General features: G+C 68.9%; 17 protein-coding genes. 9 read left to right on the forward strand and 8 right to left on the reverse strand.

Going from position 1 to position 19303, the window contains the following annotated elements:
- Positions 1 to 231: 231 nt before the first annotated feature.
- Complete coding sequence (locus MKK49_RS10815; RefSeq protein WP_244028269.1) at positions 232 to 2391, reverse strand: S9 family peptidase; 2160 nt, start codon at positions 2389 to 2391, stop codon at positions 232 to 234.
- A 499-nt stretch (positions 2392 to 2890) separates the two neighbouring features.
- Between MKK49_RS10815 and MKK49_RS10820 the strand changes: the two genes are divergently transcribed.
- Both MKK49_RS10820 and MKK49_RS10825 read left to right on the forward strand, forming a co-directional pair.
- On the forward strand, positions 2891 to 3325 hold the full coding sequence (locus tag MKK49_RS10820) for a MucR family transcriptional regulator (protein ID WP_056087860.1): 435 nt from the start codon (positions 2891 to 2893) through the stop codon (positions 3323 to 3325).
- A 213-nt stretch (positions 3326 to 3538) separates the two neighbouring features.
- Positions 3539 to 4468 carry a DUF6456 domain-containing protein gene (locus MKK49_RS10825; RefSeq protein ID WP_244028272.1) on the forward strand — a complete coding sequence of 310 codons (930 nt, stop codon included), beginning with the start codon at positions 3539 to 3541 and terminating at the stop codon, positions 4466 to 4468.
- Between the two features lie 51 nt (positions 4469 to 4519).
- Here MKK49_RS10825 and MKK49_RS10830 read toward each other — a convergent pair whose 3' ends face one another.
- The 3 genes from MKK49_RS10830 to MKK49_RS10840 all read right to left on the reverse strand — a co-directional run bounded on the left by MKK49_RS10830 (position 4520) and on the right by MKK49_RS10840 (position 7262).
- Positions 4520 to 4945 carry a SufE family protein gene (locus tag MKK49_RS10830; RefSeq protein ID WP_244028273.1) on the reverse strand — a complete coding sequence of 142 codons (426 nt, stop codon included), beginning with the start codon at positions 4943 to 4945 and terminating at the stop codon, positions 4520 to 4522.
- 83 nt (positions 4946 to 5028) lie between these two features.
- A complete protein-coding gene (locus MKK49_RS10835) occupies positions 5029 to 6075 on the reverse strand; it encodes a sensor histidine kinase (protein ID WP_244028274.1) in 1047 nt (348 codons plus the stop codon).
- Between the two features lie 182 nt (positions 6076 to 6257).
- Positions 6258 to 7262, reverse strand: coding sequence for a 2-hydroxyacid dehydrogenase (locus MKK49_RS10840; RefSeq protein ID WP_244028275.1), 1005 nt, complete (start codon positions 7260 to 7262; stop codon positions 6258 to 6260).
- A gap of 344 nt (positions 7263 to 7606) precedes the next feature.
- Between MKK49_RS10840 and MKK49_RS10845 the strand changes: the two genes are divergently transcribed.
- A complete protein-coding gene (locus tag MKK49_RS10845; protein ID WP_244028276.1) occupies positions 7607 to 8227 on the forward strand; it encodes an SH3 domain-containing protein in 621 nt (206 codons plus the stop codon).
- Positions 8228 to 8507: 280 nt separating this feature from the next.
- On the opposite strand, the gene MKK49_RS10850 is transcribed toward MKK49_RS10845, so the two are convergent.
- A complete protein-coding gene (locus MKK49_RS10850) occupies positions 8508 to 10184 on the reverse strand; it encodes a methyl-accepting chemotaxis protein (protein WP_244028277.1) in 1677 nt (558 codons plus the stop codon).
- 128 nt (positions 10185 to 10312) lie between these two features.
- On the reverse strand, positions 10313 to 10984 hold the full coding sequence (locus MKK49_RS10855) for a GntR family transcriptional regulator (RefSeq protein WP_279595459.1): 672 nt from the start codon (positions 10982 to 10984) through the stop codon (positions 10313 to 10315).
- Between the two features lie 185 nt (positions 10985 to 11169).
- Here MKK49_RS10855 and dctP point away from each other — a divergent pair, with 185 nt between their 5' ends.
- From dctP to MKK49_RS10875, 4 genes are all read left to right on the forward strand, one after another.
- Positions 11170 to 12189 carry a TRAP transporter substrate-binding protein DctP gene (gene dctP / locus MKK49_RS10860; RefSeq protein WP_244028278.1) on the forward strand — a complete coding sequence of 340 codons (1020 nt, stop codon included), beginning with the start codon at positions 11170 to 11172 and terminating at the stop codon, positions 12187 to 12189.
- Positions 12186 to 12830: a TRAP transporter small permease gene (locus MKK49_RS10865; protein ID WP_244028280.1), complete on the forward strand. Its 645-nt coding sequence runs from the start codon at positions 12186 to 12188 to the stop codon at positions 12828 to 12830. Before dctP ends, MKK49_RS10865 begins: the two co-directional genes overlap by 4 nt.
- Positions 12827 to 14179: a TRAP transporter large permease gene (locus MKK49_RS10870; RefSeq protein WP_244028282.1), complete on the forward strand. Its 1353-nt coding sequence runs from the start codon at positions 12827 to 12829 to the stop codon at positions 14177 to 14179. Before MKK49_RS10865 ends, MKK49_RS10870 begins: the two co-directional genes overlap by 4 nt.
- A 295-nt stretch (positions 14180 to 14474) precedes the next feature.
- Entirely contained in the window at positions 14475 to 15614 is a 1140-nt protein-coding gene (locus MKK49_RS10875; protein ID WP_244028284.1) for a Fic family protein, read from the forward strand.
- Between the two features lie 72 nt (positions 15615 to 15686).
- Here MKK49_RS10875 and MKK49_RS10880 read toward each other — a convergent pair whose 3' ends face one another.
- A complete protein-coding gene (locus MKK49_RS10880) occupies positions 15687 to 16514 on the reverse strand; it encodes an enoyl-CoA hydratase/isomerase family protein (RefSeq protein ID WP_244028286.1) in 828 nt (275 codons plus the stop codon).
- 193 nt (positions 16515 to 16707) lie between these two features.
- Between MKK49_RS10880 and MKK49_RS10885 the strand changes: the two genes are divergently transcribed.
- Positions 16708 to 17115: a hypothetical protein gene (locus tag MKK49_RS10885; protein ID WP_244028288.1), complete on the forward strand. Its 408-nt coding sequence runs from the start codon at positions 16708 to 16710 to the stop codon at positions 17113 to 17115.
- Between the two features lie 15 nt (positions 17116 to 17130).
- Here the strand turns inward: MKK49_RS10885 and ppk2 are convergent, their stop codons facing one another.
- Entirely contained in the window at positions 17131 to 18054 is a 924-nt protein-coding gene (gene ppk2, locus MKK49_RS10890; protein WP_244028290.1) for a polyphosphate kinase 2, read from the reverse strand.
- Positions 18055 to 18230: 176 nt separating this feature from the next.
- On the opposite strand from ppk2, the gene MKK49_RS10895 reads away from it, so the two are divergent.
- Positions 18231 to 19265 carry a CorA family divalent cation transporter gene (locus MKK49_RS10895; RefSeq protein ID WP_244028292.1) on the forward strand — a complete coding sequence of 345 codons (1035 nt, stop codon included), beginning with the start codon at positions 18231 to 18233 and terminating at the stop codon, positions 19263 to 19265.
- Positions 19266 to 19303 lie beyond the last annotated feature (38 nt).

Below are 19303 nucleotides of genomic sequence, written 5' to 3' on the forward strand. Positions count from 1 at the left end.
GGATTTCGCCGTTTGGAGCGGGTTCGAGACTGGGGATGTCAAATCCGGTCGATCCCTTCGGATCGAGCGGTCGCATCGGTGCTCCCTCTCCTTCTAGGAGAGGGGACCTGCGCTGCACGCGGGGAGAGGGGATGCGCTCGGATCGTCCGCGTTCATGCGCAGGCCACGCGTATCCCTGTGCCAGCGCCCTGCCTGACGGCAGCAGGACCGAAGCAGGCCGGTCGTCCGGCCCTAACGCTCCGCGCGACCCACCGCCAGGAGGGCGAAGGCGTAGATGAGGCCGACTTCCTCCAGGCGGTCGAAGCGGCCGGCCGCCCCTCCGTGGCCCGCCTCCATGTTGATGCGCAGGAGCACCGGGCCGCCGCCCGTCATGGTGGCGCGCAAGCGCGCGACCCATTTCGCCGGCTCCCAGTAGGTCACGCGGGGATCGGTGAGACCGCCGAGCGCCAGGATCGCCGGATAGGCCTTCGGGGCCACGTTGTCGTAGGGCGAGTAGGACAGGATCGTCTCGAACGCGGCAACGCTCTCGGCCGGATTGCCCCATTCGGGCCATTCCGGCGGGGTGAGCGGCAGGTCGGCGTCGAGCATGGTGTTGAGCACGTCGACGAAGGGCACGTCGGCGACGATTCCGGCGAACAGCTCCGGCGCGAGGTTGGCCACCGCCCCCATGAGCATGCCGCCGGCCGAGCCGCCATGGGCGACGATGTTGCCTTGCGCCGTGTAACCGGCCTCGATCAGGGCGCGACCGCAGGCGACGAAATCCGAAAACGTGTTGGGCTTCTTCTCGCGCTTGCCGTCGAGGTACCAGTTCCAGCCCTTCTCGGTCCCGCCGCGCACGTGGGCGATGGCGTAGACGAAGCCGCGGTCGACGAGCGACAGCAGGTTGGTGCGGAACGCCGCCGGCATCAGGGTGCCGTAGGAGCCGTAGCCGTAGAGCAGCAGGGGCGCCGTGCCGTCCAGCGCGAGGTCGCGCCGGTGCAGGAGCGAGATCGGCACGGTCTCGCCGTCCGGCGCCGTGGCGAACAGGCGGCGGGTGACGTAGTCCTGCGGCGCGTGGCCGCTCGGGATCGCCTGGCGCTTGCGCAGCTGCCGCGAGCGGGTGACGCAATCGTAGTCGTAGGTCTCCGCCGGCGTCGTCATCGACGAGTAGGTGAAGCGGATCACCGCCGTCTCGAATTCGTGGCCCGGCTGGAGCGAGAGCGAGTAGGCCTCCTCGGCGAAGGCGACCACGTGCTCGGAGCCCGCCATGTCGCGCACGACGATGCGGGGCCGGGCGTTCTCGATCTCCAACCGCACGATGTGCTCGGCGATGACGTGCTGATGGCGGATCATCACGCCGGCCCGGTGCGGGACCACGTCGCTCCAGTGTTCGAGGCCCGGCGTCTCGATCCGGGCGGTGGCAATCTTGAAGTCCACCGCCCCGCCGGCGTTGGTGAGGATGAAGAGGTGGGGTCCCCAGTTCTCCACAGAGTAGATCAGCAGCGGGGTTCGCGGCTGCACGACCCGAGGGACGGCGTCGGCGCCCGCGCGATCCAGAAGGTGGACCTCCGAGGTCTCGTGATCGCTCGCCGTGATGGCGAGGTAGTCGCCCGACTGGGTCTCTTCGATGTGGACGAAGAAGCCCGAATCCGCCTCCTCGTAGACGAGAAGGTCCTCCGCCTGCGCCGTGCCGAGGCGGTGGCGCATCACCCGGGCCGGGCGGTGGTTGTCGTCGAGCGCCACGTAGTGGAAGGCGCCGCCGTCCTTCGTCCACACCACCTCGCCCGTGGTCGCCTCGATGCGGTCAGGGCCGTCGAGGCCGGTCTCGAGGTCGCGCACCCGGATGGTGTGGAGTTCCGAGCCGTTGGTGTCGGCGCTCCAGGCCAGCCGCGCGTGGTCGTCGGAATGGACGGCCGCCGCGATCTCGAAGAAGGCGAGGCCGGCGCCCTCGTGGTCGCCGTCGAGCAGGATCACCTCGCCCTCTTCGGGCCCGCCCTCGGCGGCGGTCTCGGCGCCTTGCCCCGGGATCACCACGACGGTGCGGGGCCGCCGGCACACCAGGGGATGCTGACCGCCGTCGCGGTGGCGGGTGTAGTAGGCGAACGGCCCGTCGGGCTCGGGCACGCCGCTGTCGTCCTCGCGGATGCGGCCGCGCATCTCGGCCACCAGGGTTTTTCGCAATTCGGCGACCGGCGCAAGGGCGGCGTCCGCGTAGGCGTTCTCGGCCTTCAGGTACGCACCGATCTCGTCCGGCAGGGCGGCCGGGTCCTTGAGGACGGCGCGCCAGTTCTCCGCCTTGAGCCAGGCATAATCGTCGGTGATCGTCCGGTCGTGGACCGTGAAGGCATGGGGTCGCGCCTCGGCCACCGGTGCGGCTGACGGAACTGTGATGGGAGTACGGTCGGATACCATGGCCAAAGTCCTCGGATCGGGCTGGCGCGAGACAGGGCGGAAGGGCCTGGCATGATCCGGCCGGGGTCCACGCGCTATCGTACCCGCCGTGTGCCGTGTCGGCGCCCGGTCGGCAAGGCGGAAATCCCGAGCCGGTGCCGGAACCTCACCCGGTCCGGTCAAGCCTCCGGGGTCGCGATCGACTGGATCGATAGTACCTTATCGCACGCTGTCGAAGCTTAGGAGGGGCGCCCGTGTCGGACGGCGCGTTGGAAACAAATGAATTATTATTCAATCCAGTGTCGCGCAGTGTGACGGGTTCGAATGCCTTGTTTCTCGACTTCGAACTGTCTATCTCACATGCGCGCCATAGCATTGGATGACGCCATAGATTACACTCCTGCGGGAGGGCGGCATTCAATGCTGTAAACCAGCATCAACCCATGAAGGCATAGGTCGCGGGATCGATCATTCTGCAGCGGTCCCTCGATCATGGCGCATGGAAGGAAACCTTAAGTCTATGAGTGAAATCGAGAATTCAGTGGATTACGTGGAATTGACGGTCGACATCGTCTCGGCCTACGTCAGCAACAACCCTGTTCCCTCGGCCGAGCTGGCACAGCTCATCGCCCGGGTTCACGGCTCGCTGGTCCAGATCGGCAGCGGGCAGGAAGAGCCCAAGGCCCCCTCTGCCCCGCAGCAGCCGGCGGTGTCGGTGAAGAAGTCCGTGACCGCCGATCACATCATCTGCCTCGAGGACGGCCGCGTCTTCAAGTCGCTGAAGCGCCACCTGCGCGCGAAGTACGACATGAGCCCCGAGCAGTATCGCGCCAAGTGGGGCTTGCCGCCCGAGTACCCGATGGTCGCGCCGAACTACGCCAAGGCTCGCTCGGACCTCGCCAAGGCCATCGGCCTCGGACAGACCCGCAACGGGAACTACGACGAAGCCGCCTGATCCGGCTTCGGCTCTTTCGGAGAACTCGGCTCTTCAGGGAAATCGCGGCGCCGCCCCTCCGGGATTCGGACGGGACGGCGCCCGGAAGGCCTTTGGCCCGGGCGGGCCGCGGAGCGGGCGCGGTGTGTCGAACGGGGCTTGATTTAGGATTTATGTCCTTTACCATGGGTTGCAGGGCGGCGTGCCCCGCCCGCGTAGCTTATGGAACAAAACATGAACAAAATTCGCTCCGTCCCGTCGGCGACCCGCGTCTCGGCCCGTCCCGCCGGCCTCGCGCCGGTTCTCGGACGCGAGGCGACGCGGTTGCTCGGCGCTCTCGCGGCGGAGGGGGCCTACGCCCTGCCGGACCCGACGGCGCAGGGGGAGGGCCTGATCGTGCGGAGCGGCGGTGTTGGCGTCTCCCTCGGGGCCGGACGCTTCGCGGCGGCGGCGGGGGCGGCGCTCCTGTCCGCCGACCTCGCCGAGCGGACGAATGGTCGGAACGCGCGGCTCACCATCAGCCCGGCGGGGCGCGCCCGCCTGCGGCGCGAGCGTGCCGGGGCCCAGCCGCCCTACCTCGCCCAGCACCTCGACCTCGTGGAGGAGGGCGGACGCGACGGCAGGACAGACGGCAAGATCGATGGAAAGACCGACGGCGGGGACGGCCGCAAGGGCGCTCGTCCCCTGCGCGACGCCGCCGAGAGCCCGCTCGCCTGGATGGCCCGGCGCCGCGACCGCGACGGCGTGCCGCTCATCGACGCGGCCTGCTACGAGGCCGGCGAGCGCCTGCGCCGCGACCTGACCCAGGCCGTGATGCTGCCGCGCATGGGGGCGGATTGGAGCGGGGTGAAGGTCGACGGCTCGGGGGCGCGCGATCCGTCCAGCGCCTCCGACAGCATGCTGGCGGCGCGCCAGCGCGTGCGCGCGGCGCTCGACACGGTGGGCAGCGACCTCTCGGGGCTGCTCCTCGATCTGTGCGGTTTTCTGAAGGGGCTGGAGCGGATCGAGGCCGAGCGACGCTGGCCGGTGCGCTCGGCCAAGGTGGTGGCCCGCATCGCCCTCGGGCGCTTGGCCGAGCATTACGGCCTCGAGCGGGAGGCGGTCGGGCCGGACCGGGGCCGGATGCGCCTGTGGCGGGCGGCCCCGGCGGCCGGGCGGCCCTGACCGCGACGCGGAAGCGGCGGCCGTGAAAAGTCCGTTCGCGGCCGCCGCCGCTCAGGCCGCCAGGAGCCGGGCGGCATCGCGATGGATGCGCTCGGCCATGGCCCGGACCCCGTTGGCCCGCTTCGACGTGAGGTGAGCGCCGAGGCCGATCTCCTTGAACACCCGGAAGACGTCGATTTCCGCGATCTCCTGCGGGGTCCGTCCGTCGTGGAGCGCCATCACCAGGGCGATCAGGCCTTTGGTGACCACGGAATCGCTGGTGCCGCGCAGGTTCAACCGGGGCGGCTCCTGCGAATCGTCCATGTGGGACGCCACCCAGACCTGGCTCTCGCAGCCATGGACCCGGTTGGCCTCGGTCATGAGCGCGTCGGGGAAGGGCGGCAACGCGCGGCCGAGCTCGATCAGGTACTCGATCTGGTCCGGCCCCTCGTCGAGGATGCCGAAGTTCTCGAGGATGGTCGCGATGGGCGGCAGCATGGGCGGGGACGGTCTCGTGGCCAGCGGGAAGCCTCCGATATAGGGGCCCGGCCGCCGGATGCGACCCCTTTCGAACCCGCCGCCTACTCCATCGGATGCACCAGCACCTCGGGCAATTGCAGATGGAGGGGCTCGGCCCGGGTGCCGGTCCCCCGCGCGGCGATCTCGGCCTGGGCCGCGTAGGCGGCGATGAGGCGGGGCCCGAGATTGGGCACCTCGACCTTGCCGGAGGGCGCGTCACCCGCATCGCCGCCCGAGACGATGGACAGGCGCACGGGGGCGCCGGCCGCCGCATCGATGGTGATCCCGATGGCGCAGGCGACGTTCTCGGCCGTGGTGTCGAGGCATTCGGAGACCACCTCGGCGACGATCATCCCCAGGGCGTTGGCCGTGCGCGGCTCGACGAGGCTGGTGCCGGCCCCGTCGATGGTGACGCCGATGCGGCCGGCCCGGCGGAGCTGGCCGAGCCCCGAGGCGAGGCGGTGCAGGTAGTCCCGCAGGTCGATGGAGGCGATGTGGGGCGCCTCGTGCAGGTGCTGCTGCACCAGGGCGATGGCGCGCACCCGCTGGCCCAGGGCCTCGAAGCTGCCCCGGCACGGCGGCGGCGCGGCTCGGCCGTAGAGGCCGATGAGGCTGACCATGACCTGCAGGTTGTTGCGCACCCGATGGTAGACCTCCGCCAGGAGGGCCTCCTTCTCGACGAGCGCCCGCTCGGATTCCTCCTCGGCCTGCTTGCGGTCGGTGATGTCGAAGCTGGTGCCGATGTAGCCCTGGAATTCCGCGCCCGCGTAGAGGGGCTTGGCGGTGTCGAGGAGCCAGCGATAGGCGCCGTCGTGCCGGCGCAGGCGGAACTCCACCGTGAAGGGCTTTTGCGCGGCGCGGGCTTCCCCGACCACCTGGGTGAAGGCGTCGACGTCGTCGGGGTGGAGGCCCCGGAGCCAGCCTTTCCCGAGTTCCTCGTCGCGCGTGCGCCCGGTGAACCTGAGCCAGGATTCATTGTGGTGGATGGCGTTGCCCTCGGCATCCGAGCGGCACATCATCAACGGCACGAGATCCGAGAAGCGCCGGAACGCGTCGCTCGGCTCCGCATGGCCCGGATCTGCCTCGCTCGACGGAGTGTCCGCGGCCATGTTGCTCCCGATCTGCGCGCTGTCGTCCGGCCCACCACATGCCGGACGCCCGTCAACGTGCCGTGTCCCGGCCCGTTCCGGCGCGCGGGACAGGTTCGGGACTTGTCCCCTCCGAACGAGTCCGGGCGGACGCCGCGCGGCCGTGCCGCGACCCGATCCGCTTCGATCGGGCGGATCGGGTCTCAGAGCATGCTGGGCAGGATGCGGTCCGGCGGCCGGTGGCCGTCCATGAAGGTCTTGATGTTGATGATGACCTTCTCGCCCATGTCGATGCGGCTCTCGTGGGTGGCCGAGCCCATGTGCGGCAGGAGCACGACCTTGCCGGCCCGGGCGAGCTTGACGAGGCGGGGGCTGACGGCGGGTTCCTGCTCGAACACGTCGAGGCCGGCGCCCGAGACGTCGCCGGCCTCGATGAGCCGGGCGAGCGCGCTCTCGTCGATGACCTCGCCGCGCGCCGTGTTGACCACGATGGCCTCGGGCTTGAGCAGCTTGAGGCGGCGGGCCGACAGGAGGTGGTAGGTCGCCGGCGTGTGCGGGCAATTCACCGAGACGATGTCGACGCGCGCCAGCATCTGGTCGAGGGATTCCCAGTAGGTGGCGTCGAGGTCGCGCTCGATGGTGCCCGGCACCCGGCGGCGGTTGTGATAGTGGATCTGCAGGCCGAACGCCTTGGCGCGGCGGGCGAGCGCCTGGCCGATGCGGCCCATGCCGACGATGCCGAGGCGCTTTCCCGTGATGCGCCGGCCCAGCATCCACGTCGGCGACCAGCCCGAATCCCAGGCGTCGTCGGGGATGATGCGCGCGCCCTCGGTGACCCGGCGCGCCACCGCCAGGATCAGCGCCATGGTCATGTCGGCGGTGTCCTCCGTCAGCACGCCCGGCGTGTTGGTGACGGTGATGCCGCGCTCCAGGGCGGCGGCGACATCGATGTGATCGACGCCGTTGCCGAAATTCGCGATGAGCCGCAGGTTCGGGCCGGCCTGGGCGAGCAGACCCGAATCGATCTCGTCGGTCACCGTCGGCACGAGGACGTCGGCCTCGCGGAAGGCGGCGGCGAGGGCCTCCTGCGACAAGGGCTTGTCATCGGGGTTGAGGCGGATCTCGAAGAGTTCGCGCATGCGCGTCTCGACCACCTCCGGGAGGCGGCGGGTGACCACAACCAGCGGCTTGCGCTTGAGCGACGACATGCACCCTCCTCGACGCGAACGACCCCCGATCCGCCCTGTCCGGGTCCGGCCGGAGTTTCGGCTCGCCCTTTTCTCGTCCCCGGGACGGCCTGCCGTCCGCGGGATGGCGTGCCATCCCGGGATGGTCTGCCATCCCCAGGATGGCGTGGCGGCTTACGGCGCGTTAACCACGCATCGGCCAAGACAGATCAGGACAACACAGGGGCCGAGGTCGGCGGCGATCCGCTGCGCGTCTCCGGCCCTGACGGCCTCTCTACCAGAGAGGCGCTGGAACACAATGCACGCTGCGGAGGGCTGGGATGCCGGCCCGGATCGGCATGCCCCGCGCGGAAGGACCCTGGACGATGGCGCCTGACCTGCCCTCCCGACTGATCCCGACCCTGGCCCTCGGGCTCGCCCTCGCGGCGGGACCCGTCGTGTCGGCCGTGGCGGCCCCTGCACCGCCGGCGGCCGTCCCCGGCGCGCCCGTCGGCTCGAAGACCGGGCTGCCCCTGCCGCGCTACGCCAGCCTCAAGACCGACCGGGTGAACCTGCGCGAGGGACCGTCGAAGGATCACCGCACCCTGTGGGTGTTCCAGCGCGCCGGCCTGCCCGTCGAGATCGTGGCCGAGTTCGAGACCTGGCGCCGCATCCGCGATTCGGAAGGCACGGAGGGCTGGGTGCTGCACTCCCTGCTGTCGGGGCGGCGCACCTCCATCGTCACGGCCACCAGGGCCGGGGGCAAGGGGGATGGCAAGGGGGATAACAAGGGCGAGGCGAAGGCCGAGACCTCCCTCTACGCCCGCGCCGACGACGCGTCGGCCGAGGAGGCGCGCCTCCAGGCCGGCGTCATCGGCAGCGTGAAGAGCTGCACCGGCACGTGGTGCCGGGTCGTCGTCGCCCTGCCGCAGAAGCGCGGCGACGTGGACGGCTACGTCCGCCAGGAGCGCCTGTGGGGGGTCTACCCCTACGAGAAGGTGGAGTGAGGCCCCGCGCCGACTGATCTCACCGGCGGTCTTCCGTCGGTGGTGGGCTTCGGCCGTCCCGCGTGTTCCCGACCGATCGGCGCTCCGGGCCGACCGGCGGTTCCGACGGATTGACGGCATCGATCGGGGTGCAAGACCGCCTCGGCGCCGCGCGACGGTTCTTCCCATCATGCGGAGACGCGCCTCTTCGCCCCGCGAGGGGCGAGGCGCGCGCGGCCGTCTCCGAGAACGACCGGCCTCGCGGCCGGTCGCAATCCGTCGCGCCCCGATCCGGGTCCGATCAGGCCGCCCGGACGGTGGCGAGGAACTGGGCGACCTCGGCGTTGAGATGCTCGGATTCCCGCGACAATTCGGAGGCCGAGGCCAGGACCTGGGATGCGGCGGCGCCCGTCTCCTCGGCGGCACCGGCGACGCCCGAGATGTTGGCCGTGACCTCGCCGGTGCCGGCCGCGGCCTGGTTGACGTTGCGCACGATCTCCTGCGTCGCCGCGCCCTGCTCCTCGACGGCCGCCGCGATGGAGGTGGCGACCCCGCTGATTTCCTCGATGCGCGTGGTGATGGCCGCGATGGCCGCGACCGCCCCGCCCGTCGAGCCCTGAATCCGGGTGATCTGCTCGCCGATCTCCTGGGTCGCCCGGGCGGTCTGGTTCGCGAGTTCCTTGACCTCCGCCGCCACCACGGCGAAGCCCCGTCCGGCCTCGCCGGCCCGCGCGGCCTCGATGGTGGCGTTCAGCGCCAGCAGATTGGTCTGGCCCGCGATGGTGGCGATCATCGCCACCACGTCGCCGATCCTGGCGGCGGCCTCGCTGAGGTCGCGCATCTGCGCGCCCGTCTGCGCCGCCTCGTCCACGGCCCGTTGGGCCAGGGTCGAGGACCCGTCGACCTGTCTGCCGATCTCCTGCACGGACGAGCCGAGTTCCTCGGCGGCGGCCGCCACCATGGTGACGTTGGCGCCGGCCTGCTCGGCGGCCGCCGCGACGGCCACGGATTGCCGGGCGGTGTCCGTCGCCGTGCCGGCCATGCCCTGGGCCGTGGCGCGCAGCTGGGTCGCCGCCGCCGTCACCCGGGTCAGGATGCCGCCCACCGCGCTCTCGAATCCATCCGCGAGGGCCAGCGCCGCCGCCCGCCGCTGGGCATCCGCCCCGGCCCGGGCGAGGGCCGTCTCGGCCTCCAGGGCGCGGGTCCGCACGAGGCTGTCGCGGAAGGTGTCGAGGGTCCCCGCCATGGTGCCGATCTCGTCACCGCGGCCGACGCTCGGGATCGGGGTGTCCGTGTCGCCGGCGGCCAGCCGGCGCATGGCGGCGGTCATCGCCTCGATGGGGCGGGCGACGCCGAGGAACGCGAAGGCCATGGCGGCGAGCGCCAAGGCCAGGGCGGCGGCGAGCATCACCTGGGTGGTGAGCATGGCCGCGGCCTGCTCCGCCCGCGCGGCGAGGCCCGCCTCCGCGCCGGCCTTGCGGTTGAGGTCCACCAGCTTGCGCCCGGTGCCCGTCGCCGCGAGATAGTCGGTGTTCATCGGGCCGCGGAAGCGCGCGAGGATTCCGTCGCGGTCGGCCGGATCGATGCTCCGGAGGGCGTCCCAGCCCGCCCGCATCGCCTGCCACTGGGCGCCGAACGTCGCGAACTGGGCCCGTTCCTCCGGGGAATTGACGAGGGCGTCGTAGGCGGTCCGCGCCTGCTCGAGATTCTGGATCATCTCGTCGGCGCTCTTGACGCTCGTGGCCCGCTCCGCCTCGGTCTCGGCCATGAGGTAGCGGAACTGCCAGAGGCGGAAGCGCATCGCCAGGGCGCCGAGGGCGTGGGCCGAATCGACCGACGGCAGGGCGTTGCCCGCCAGCTCCTCGATCCGCGCACCGATGGCGTCGAGCTTGCGCAGGGAGACGATGCCCTGGACGGCGGTGATGACGGCCAGCACGGCGAAGAGCCCGCTGAGGGTCGCTTTGATCGAGGGGCGCATGGAGTGTCCGAACAAGTCTACGAGGCTTCGCAAGTGTCCGGAAACCATGGCGGGGAGGTCTTAACGTTTGTTTGCCCGTCTTCGCGTCGAAATCGGCCCTCCGTCATCTTGCGACATGCACGGGCGGTTCACGCCGCGTCGTTGATGGCCCGCAGGCTCGCGACCAGATCCGAGAAACGGTCGCCCTGAACGATCACGTGGGCGCGCAACAACTCGGAGGCTTCGGTCTCGTTACCGGAGACGATGGCCGCCACGATGGCCTCGTGCTCGGCCAGCGACTGCCCGAGGCGGTGGCGCGCCCGGAGCTGCATCCGGCGGAACGGTGCGAGGCGCCGGTGCAGCAGCCGCGCCTGCTCGGCCAGGAAGGCGTTGCGGCAGGCCCGGTAGACCACCGTGTGGAAGATGTAGTTCTCCCCGTAATAGGCCTCCGGGTCGTGCGCCTCGGCGGCCACCCTGCAGGCGGCGAGGGAGGCCTTGAGGTCGGCCTCGTCGGACGGGACGAGCCGGCGCGCGGCGAGGCGCCCGCACGCGGCCTCGATCTCCGCCATGGTCTCGAACATGGCGATGAGCAGCTGCGGGTCGGGCGCGCTCACCAGGGCGCCCCGGCGCGGCTTGATCTCGACGAGTCCCGTCATGGCCAGCTGCAGCAGCGCCTCGCGGATCGGCGTGCGCGACACCCCGAACCGCTCGGCGAGCTCCGTCTCGTCGAGGCGCGCGCCGATGGCGAGGCGGCCATCGACGATCTCCGTCTCGATGGTCTGGCGCAGGCGCAGGGACTGGTTCACGCGCTCGGGTTCCATCGGTCCGGTTCCTTCGCCATGGGCCTCATCCCCGCGCCGGGACGGTTACTTCCCTCTACCTTATGCAGCGAGGTTGACAAAATATACAAGGCATCGTTCTCTGGTATAACGAATGGGCAGTGCAGTATAAATGCTGCACTGCAAAATCGGGCGGGCGGCCAGCTTGCCGAAGGAGGAAGACCCCCATGACGTTGACACGCCGCACCCTCGTCGCCGCCGGCCTGGCCGCGCCCGCCATCCTGTCCCTGGGCTCGCGCGCCCGGGCCGCCACCACCCTCAAGATCTCGCACCAGTTCCCCGGCGGCACCATCGACGAGGGCGACTTTCGCGATCGCGCCTGCCGCAAGTTCGCCGCGGCGCTGGCCGAGCGCTCGAAGGGCGCCCTGGAGCTCCAGGTCTATCCCGGCTCGTCCCTGATGAAGACCAACGCCCAGTTCGGCGCCATCCGCAAGGGCGCCCTCGACATGACCCTGTACCCGAGCCCCTATGCCGGCGGTGAGGTGCCGGAGATGAACATCGGCCTGATGCCGGGCCTCGTCACCTCGTACGCGCAGGCCATGGCCTGGAAGACCGCCCCCGTCGGCCGCAAGCTCACCGAGATCCTCGAGTCCAAGGGCGTCGTCGTCGTCTCTTGGGTGTGGCAGGCCGGCGGCGTCGCCAGCCGCGACCGGCCGCTCTTCACGCCCGGTGACGCCAAGGGCCTCAAGGTCCGGGGCGGCTCGCGCGAGATGGACCTGATGATGAAGGCGGCGGGTGCGGCCACCCTGTCGATCCCGTCGAACGAATCCTACGCCGCCATGCAGACGGGCGCGTGCGATGCCGTCATCACCTCCTCCACCAGCCTGATCTCGTTCCGCCTGGAGGAGCTGTCGAAGTCCCTGACCTCGGGCGCCCAGCACACCTACTGGCTCATGTGGGAGCCGATCATGATGTCGAAGATCGTGTTCGACCGCCTGCCGAAGGACCAGCAGGACCTCATCATGACCATCGGCGCCGAGCTCGAAGCCTTCGGGCAGGCCGGCGCCAAGGCCGACGACACCCGCGTCGAGCAGGTGTTCGCCAAGGCGGGCGCCAAGGTGCAGCCCCTCGACGAGAAGACGCTCGGCCAGTGGCGCGACATCGCCAAGGACACCGCCTGGAAGGACTTCGCGGGCAAATCGGCGGGCTGCGCCGAACTCCTCAAGCTGGCGGAGCAGGTGTCGTGAGCCACGCCTTCGACGCGGCGTCGGCCGCATCCGAATCGACGAGCGCGGCGCCCGAACCCCGGGTCCCCGGCCTGCTCGGGGCCATCGACCGCGTGATGAAGGCCATCAACGGCGTGGTGATGGTGTTCGGCGGCCTCGCCCTCGTCGGGGCCTGCCTCGTCCTGAGCTACAGCGTGCTCGTGCGCTACTGGTTCAAGGAACCGACCGAGTGGCAGGACGAGATGGCGGTGTTCCTCATCGTCGGCGCCACCTTCTTCTCGGCCGCCGCCGTCCAGGCCAGGCGCGGCCACGTCGCCATCGAGGCGCTCAGCGGCCTGCTCTCGCCCCGGGTCAACCGGGCGCGCCTGCTCATGGCCGACGTCATCAGCATCGTGTTCGTGACGTTCTTCGCCTGGAAGAGCTGGACCCTGTTCCACGAGGCCTGGGTCGACGGACAGGTCTCGCAATCGACCTGGGGGCCGCCCCTGTGGATTCCCTACGCGCTGATGGCTTTGGGCATGAGCTTCCTCGCCCTGCAGTTCCTGCTGCAGATCGCCGAGGCCCTGAACTACGGCCCGCGCTCCGCCGGCTGGGCCGATCCGAAAGTCGGACTCGGGTCCGAACTGAACCCTGACTCCCTCAAGACGAGCCCCCACCCATGAGCGTCGCGGCCATCGGCTTCCTCTACGCGGGTGCCACCCTCAGCGCGATGCTGGCCGGCATTCCCATCGCCTTCGCGCTCGGCTTCGTGGCGCTCGCCTTCATGTACTTCTTCATGCCGGGCGCCTCCCTCGATACGGTGGCGCAGAACGTCTACGAGGAGATGGCCTCCATCACCTTGCTGTCGATCCCGCTCTTCATCCTGAAGGGCGCGGCCATCGGGCGTTCACGAGCCGGCCAGGACCTCTACTCGGCCATGCACGCCTGGATGCACCGCATCCCCGGGGGGCTCGGCATCGCCAACGTCTTCGCCTGCGCGCTGTTCGCCGCCATGGCGGGGTCCTCGCCCGCCACCTGCTCGGCCATCGGTTCGGCGGGCATCCCGGAGATGCGCAAGCGCGGCTACTCGCCGGGCTTCGCCGCCGGCATCATCGCCGCCGGCGGCACCCTCGGCATCCTGCTGCCGCCCTCCATCACCATGATCCTGTACGCGGTGGCGGCCGAGCAGTCCCTGGGCCGCCTGTTCCTCGCCGGCATCGGACCGGGTTTGCTGCTGGTCGGCCTGTTCGCCACCTGGTCGGTCTACCGCTTCCGCGCGGAATACGCCGCCGCGAAGGTGGCCTTCGAGCGCAACGGCACCCATTCGCCGATCCTGGCGGAAGACACCTACAGCATGCGCGAGCGCTTCTCGACGCTGCCGCGGGTGCTGCCCTTCGTGGTGCTCCTCACCGGCGTGATGGTGGCGCTCTACGGCGGCTACTCGACGCCGTCCGAGACGGCGGGCCTCGGCGGCCTCCTGGCGCTCGGCCTCATCGCCATCATCTACGGCGTCTGGCGCCCGAAGGACGTCAATCCGATCCTCGCCGCGACCCTGCGGGAATCGACCATGCTGATGCTCATCATCGGCATGTCGCTCCTCTACGCCTACGTGATGAGCTACCTGCACATCTCGCAATCGGCGGCCAACGCCATCGTGGCGATGCAGCTCTCGCCCTGGGTGCTGCTGGTGACGATCCTGGGCCTCGTGATCCTGCTCGGCTTCTTCCTGCCGCCGGTCTCGATCATCCTGATGACGGCGCCGATCATCCTGCCGCCGTTGAAGGCCGCCGGGTTCGACCTCGTCTGGTTCGGCGTCGTCATGACCATCACCATGGAGATGGGGCTGATCCACCCGCCGGTGGGCCTCAACATCTTCGTCATCAAGAACATCGCCCCCGACATTCCGCTGAAGGACATCATCTGGGGCACGCTGCCCTTCGTGATGCTGATGGCGGTGGCGATCCTGATCCTCTGCCTCGTCCCCGGCATCGCCCTCTGGCTGCCGAACTGGCTGCTGCCGTCGACGCGATGAGAAACAGGAACGGCGGGAGGATTTTTCCCCGCCGTTTCCAGTCGAAGTCAGACCGCCAGATGCAGAGTCGCAATGGAAATCGGGGGTTGCATCGACGCCCCGGAGGATCGGTCGCATTGACTCCCGTTTCGTGGGCATTTCGAGAGGCAAGCGAATTTGCCTATCGCATGTGCGACTCAATGCGGTTTGTATATCAAAAATAGATGGATTTGATAGACAAAGTCCGTTGTCTCGTACAGAGTGCTGCCAAGCGAGCTAGGCTTGCATCTTGCGGCCGCTTGGAGAGTCAAGGAAGATGACCAAGACACCATCTGGCTTGGAGCTCAATGGTGCGGTGGATTATCACTACGAACGCTTTCCTCCAAAAATAACGGACTATCAGAGGCTCATAAAACCCATTTCTGCAGCGGCGTCCGCGCTGGCCAGATATGATCAAATGCTCAAAGGGATGCACAATAGCGAAATTCTTCTCGCCCCATTGAGGAGCCAGGAAGCCGTCGTCTCCTCGCGCATGGAAGGGACTATCAGTACGCTCGACGAGGTCTTGCGTTACGAAGCGGATCAAGAAGGCGACGAAGAGCACGCGGAGCAGAGATATCGTAGCGAGGCTGTCGAGGTCCACCTTTACAGCAGGGCGATGCATGTCGCTCAATCGAGCATCAAGGATGGGGCGCCGATTTCGAAGTGGCTCCTGCGATCCACACACAAGATGCTGCTCGGATTTGGCCGCGGCGCCAGTATGTCTCCGGGCGAGTTCAAAACGGAGCAGAATTATCTGGCGGATCGTATAAAACGAAAAGTCCTTTTCGTTCCCATCAGTCCGGAACGTCTGAATGATGGTCTCGACAGCTTATTCCATTTTATGGAGAATGAGGACTGGGAAATCTTGATTCGAACTGCACTCGTTCATCTGGAGTTCGAGGCTATTCACCCATTCAAGGACGGGAACGGCCGTATTGGCAGAATGTTGATACCACTTATGCTCTGGAGATCTGGTGTTATTTCGCAGCCCTATTTTTACATGAGTGGGTATCTAGAGCAACGTCGGGACGAGTATGTCGATCGCATGCGCGAGGTTTCTGCCTCTGACGCATGGACGGATTGGATTGTGTTCTTCCTGGAAGCATTAGAGGCGCAGGCAAACGAGAACTTGAAGAAAGCAGAAGAAATTCGCGATCTGTATGAGAAAATGAAAGAGCAATTTCGTGAGACGCTTTCGTCTCAGTGGAATATATCGGCGCTCGATTTTGTTTTTACGAGGCCGATTTTTAGAAACAATGTCTTTACCAGTAAATCCGGTATACCTTCAGCCACGGCCCATCGGTTCGTAAGAAGCCTGGTCGAGGCGGGGCTTCTGAGAACCTTGTCTCCAGCATCTGGGCGCCGGCCTGCAATGTATTCGTTCGAGCCGCTTCTGGCTTTGGTCAGGTCGTAGTCGAACAAATCTGCGCATCTGCGATGACCGATCGCTCCTCGCCGGCATGACTCGACCTCAGCCGGAAAAGCCTCACCGCCCGGTCCAGTCCGGTGCGCGCTTGCCCAGAAACGCCTCCATGCCCTCGCGAAAATCGGCGCTCGTGTAGCAGAGGCGGATGAGGTCGTCGCCGGGACGCTCCCCGGCGTCCTGCAAGTCGGCATCTTGCAAGTCGGCATCTTGGAGCCGGCGCAGGCCTTCCTTGGTGGCCTGGAGCGTCAGGGGGGCGTGGCCGGCGACGAGGCCGGCGAGTTCGGTGGCGCGGACGTGGAGGGCGGCAGCGTCCGCCACGACCTCGCCGACGAGGCCGATGGCCAAGGCCTCGTCCGCCCCGACGAGGCGGGCGGTGAAGATCATGTCCTTGACCCGTGCCGGGCCGATCAGTCCGGAGAGGCGCTTGAGGTTGGCGAGCGACAAGCAATTGCCCAGCGTCCGCGCGATGGGAAAGCCGAAGCGGGCGTCGCGGGTGGCGATCCTGAGGTCGCAGGACGCCGCGATCGCCGCGCCGCCGCCGGTGCAGGCGCCGGCGATCGCCGCGATGACCGGCACGCGCAGGCGCTCCAGGGCGCCCATCACCCGGTCCATGAACCGCTCGTAGTCGAGGGCGTCCTGCGCGGACGAGAAGGCCCGGAACTGGGCGATGTCGGTGCCGGCGGCGAACGCCTTCTCGCCCGCCCCCGCGATCACCAGCACCCGCACGGACGGGTCGTCCGCGATGCGCGCGCAGTGGTCGATGATCCCCTGGTACATCGCGAAGGTGAGGGCGTTGCGCGCCTGGGGCCGGTTGAGGACGAGGCGGGCGATGCCGGCCGCGTCCTGCGCGAACAGGATCTCGTCGGTGGGGGTCGATGTGGCGTTCATGGCGGGTCCGGGGTGGCGTGGACGTGCCCCCGGTCTGCCCATCCCGGCCGCCAGGATCAACCTTGCCAGGATCAACCTCGCCAGGATCAACCTGACTGGGATCAACCCGGACGGGAACGCCCGCCGGATGCGTCCGTTGATCTCGGATTTGGCATTCGGCGCGCGATGGCCGCGCCCTCGGGAGAGACGACCCATGCGCGGATGGATGCGATACGTGGCCGGCGCCGCTGCGCTCGGGCTGGCCCTCGGCACGGCGCAAGCGGCGGAGGCCGGCTGCATCCGCCAGGTGATCAACCGGACGGCCCACGACGTGGTGTTCAGCCAGGATGGCGGCCCCGGGATCACCGTGCGCCCGCGCCGCGCCCACACCATCCTGTACCGCCGGTCGGGACAGGTCGATGTCGCGGTCTATTGCCGGTCGCGGGTCGCCGGCCTGGAGCCCGTCAATCAGGAGCCCGCCTACCAAGCCTCGTTCGACACCGTGGCGGTAATGGACCGCTGCTACGTCGAGGCCGGCCGCGGCGGCACCCAGCCCGTCGCCCTCAACAACCCGCGCCAGGGCGACATCGTGGTGGCGCCCTACGGGCTCGCCTGCCCGTAGGGGCGGGAGGCCGCCTCAGAACACCGCCGGCACGAACATCTCCGGCGGCACCGGCTGGCGGGCGTAGTCGTCGTGGCGCTCGCGCTCGGGCAGGTGGACGGGGGGATGCTCGACTTCGCCGTAGGGGATCTGCGACAGCAGGTGCGCGATGCAGTTGAGTCGGGCCTTCTTCTTATCCACGGCCTCCACCACCCACCACGGCGCCTCCGGAATGTGGGTGCGGGCGAGCATCACCTCCTTGGCCTTGGTGTAATCCTCCCACAGGCGGCGCGACTGCACGTCCATGGGCGAGAGTTTCCACTGCTTCAGCGGGTCGTGGATGCGCATGGTGAAGCGCAGTTCCTGCTCCTCGTCGGTGATGGAGAACCAGTACTTCAGCACGATGATCCCGGAGCGCACCAGCATCCGCTCGAATTCCGGCACGGAGCGGAAGAACTCCTCGACCTCGTCGGGGGTGCAGAAGCCCATCACCCGCTCGACGCCGGCGCGGTTGTACCAGGAGCGGTCGAACAGCACGATCTCGCCGCCGGCGGGCAGGTGGCTGACGTAGCGCTGGAAGTACCATTGCGTGCGCTCGCGCTCGCTCGGGGCCGGCAGGGCGGCGACGCGGCAGACGCGGGGGTTGAGGCGCTGGGTGATGCGCTTGATGGCGCCGCCCTTGCCGGCGGAATCGCGGCCCTCGAAGATCACCACGACGCGCAGCTTCTGGCTCTGCACCCAGTCCTGCAGGCGCACCAGTTCGTGCTGGAGCCGGAACAGCTCGCGGAAGTAGCGCTTCCGGTCCATCTGCGGCGGACGCGGGGCGCCCCCGACGGCGTCGGCGAGCTGTTCGAGGCGCTCCTCCTCCAGCTCCATCTCGAGCTCCTCGTCGAAATCGTCGGCGACCTCCCGCCGGATCGCCTCGATGTCGAAGCTGCCCGCCCGCTGCCCGTGATCCATGCCCGCCGTCCCGTCCGTCGCTCGAAGTCCCGATTGGTCGCGTTAGAGCAGGCGCATGTGACAGTCCTGATACGCCCGCCTGATACGGCTGCCCGCGTCACGACATTGTCGCGCGATTTTGCCATGTGCCGGAGAGGAATCCGGCATTTTGCCGGCACGGGACACGGCGAACGCCCATGCCGCGCCTTCTCACCGACGACGCCGTCCTGCCGGGCGTGCTGTTCGCCCTCCGCTTCGACGGGCAGGGCCGCGCCACGCCCATCGCGTCGGCCGCCGACCTGCCGGCGCCGGATGCGGACGGCGAGGGCTTCGTCTGGCTCCATATCGATCTCATCGACGCCCGCGTCGCCGGGCTCGTCGAGGCCGGGCGGTTCGGGCCGCCGCGCCTGTCGGCCGCCACCTTCGCCCGGGACGAACACCAGCGCGTGGTGGTGGAGGGCGCCTGCCTCGGCGTGGTCATCGCCGACCGCGAGCGCGCCTTCGACGGCGGCATCGGCGAGGAGCCGACGGGGCGTCTGCACTGCGTGCTCGGCCCGAATATCCTCGTGAGCGGCCGGCGCCACGCCACCGCCGGCGCCGAAGCCGCCCGCGACGCCGTCCTGGCCGGCGCCCGCGTGACGTCGCCGGCCCGTTTGCTGGAGCGCTTCGTCGAGGGTGTCGTCGCCTCCCTCGACGCCTGCGCCAAGCGCTTCTCCGACGAGCTCGATGCCATCGAGGACCGCGTCCTCGACGAGACCCGCGCCGACGATCCGAAGCCCCTGGCTCCCATCCGGCGACAAGCCGTGCGCCAGCACCGTCAGCTCGCGGGCCTCGCCGCCGTGTTCCACCGCCTGGAAGCCGAGACCGACGAGGACGACGACGCGCTCCCGGAGGCGGTGGTGACCATGGCCGCCCGCGTGGTCCAGCGCCTCGATTCGCTCCACCGCGACATGCACGTCCTGTCCGAGCGCACGCGCCTGCTGCAGGACGAGATCGCCGGCCGCACCGCCGCCGAGACCAACCGCCAGCTCTTCACCCTGTCGATCCTCACCGCCCTGTTCCTGCCCCCGACCCTGGTCACCGGCGTGTTCGGCATGAACACCAAGGGCCTGTTTCTGGGCGAGTTCGAGAACGGGTCGTTCCTGGCCCTCGCGATCTGCGGCCTCGCGGCGCTGGCGGTCTACGGCGTGATCCGCCGGCTCGGGCTCGTCAAACGCCGCGCCCGGTCGTAAGCCGGCGCTCTGCCGCGCGGCGGATGGCCTGAAACCAC

Source organism: Methylobacterium sp. J-090, assembly GCF_022829345.1.
Classification (GTDB): domain Bacteria; phylum Pseudomonadota; class Alphaproteobacteria; order Rhizobiales; family Beijerinckiaceae; genus Methylobacterium.

Coding starts and splice junctions, on each gene's coding strand:
- MKK49_RS10815 (WP_244028269.1), bottom strand. CDS start 2,391: ATGGTATCCGACCGTACTCCCATCACAGTTCCGTCAGCCGCACCGGTG.
- MKK49_RS10820 (WP_056087860.1), top strand. CDS start 2,891: ATGAGTGAAATCGAGAATTCAGTGGATTACGTGGAATTGACGGTCGAC.
- MKK49_RS10825 (WP_244028272.1), top strand. CDS start 3,539: ATGAACAAAATTCGCTCCGTCCCGTCGGCGACCCGCGTCTCGGCCCGT.
- MKK49_RS10830 (WP_244028273.1), bottom strand. CDS start 4,945: ATGCTGCCGCCCATCGCGACCATCCTCGAGAACTTCGGCATCCTCGAC.
- MKK49_RS10835 (WP_244028274.1), bottom strand. CDS start 6,075: ATGGCCGCGGACACTCCGTCGAGCGAGGCAGATCCGGGCCATGCGGAG.
- MKK49_RS10840 (WP_244028275.1), bottom strand. CDS start 7,262: ATGTCGTCGCTCAAGCGCAAGCCGCTGGTTGTGGTCACCCGCCGCCTC.
- MKK49_RS10845 (WP_244028276.1), top strand. CDS start 7,607: ATGGCGCCTGACCTGCCCTCCCGACTGATCCCGACCCTGGCCCTCGGG.
- MKK49_RS10850 (WP_244028277.1), bottom strand. CDS start 10,184: ATGCGCCCCTCGATCAAAGCGACCCTCAGCGGGCTCTTCGCCGTGCTG.
- MKK49_RS10855 (WP_279595459.1), bottom strand. CDS start 10,984: ATGGAACCCGAGCGCGTGAACCAGTCCCTGCGCCTGCGCCAGACCATC.
- dctP (WP_244028278.1), top strand. CDS start 11,170: ATGACGTTGACACGCCGCACCCTCGTCGCCGCCGGCCTGGCCGCGCCC.
- MKK49_RS10870 (WP_244028282.1), top strand. CDS start 12,827: ATGAGCGTCGCGGCCATCGGCTTCCTCTACGCGGGTGCCACCCTCAGC.
- MKK49_RS10875 (WP_244028284.1), top strand. CDS start 14,475: ATGACCAAGACACCATCTGGCTTGGAGCTCAATGGTGCGGTGGATTAT.
- MKK49_RS10880 (WP_244028286.1), bottom strand. CDS start 16,514: ATGAACGCCACATCGACCCCCACCGACGAGATCCTGTTCGCGCAGGAC.
- MKK49_RS10885 (WP_244028288.1), top strand. CDS start 16,708: ATGCGCGGATGGATGCGATACGTGGCCGGCGCCGCTGCGCTCGGGCTG.
- ppk2 (WP_244028290.1), bottom strand. CDS start 18,054: ATGGATCACGGGCAGCGGGCGGGCAGCTTCGACATCGAGGCGATCCGG.
- MKK49_RS10895 (WP_244028292.1), top strand. CDS start 18,231: ATGCCGCGCCTTCTCACCGACGACGCCGTCCTGCCGGGCGTGCTGTTC.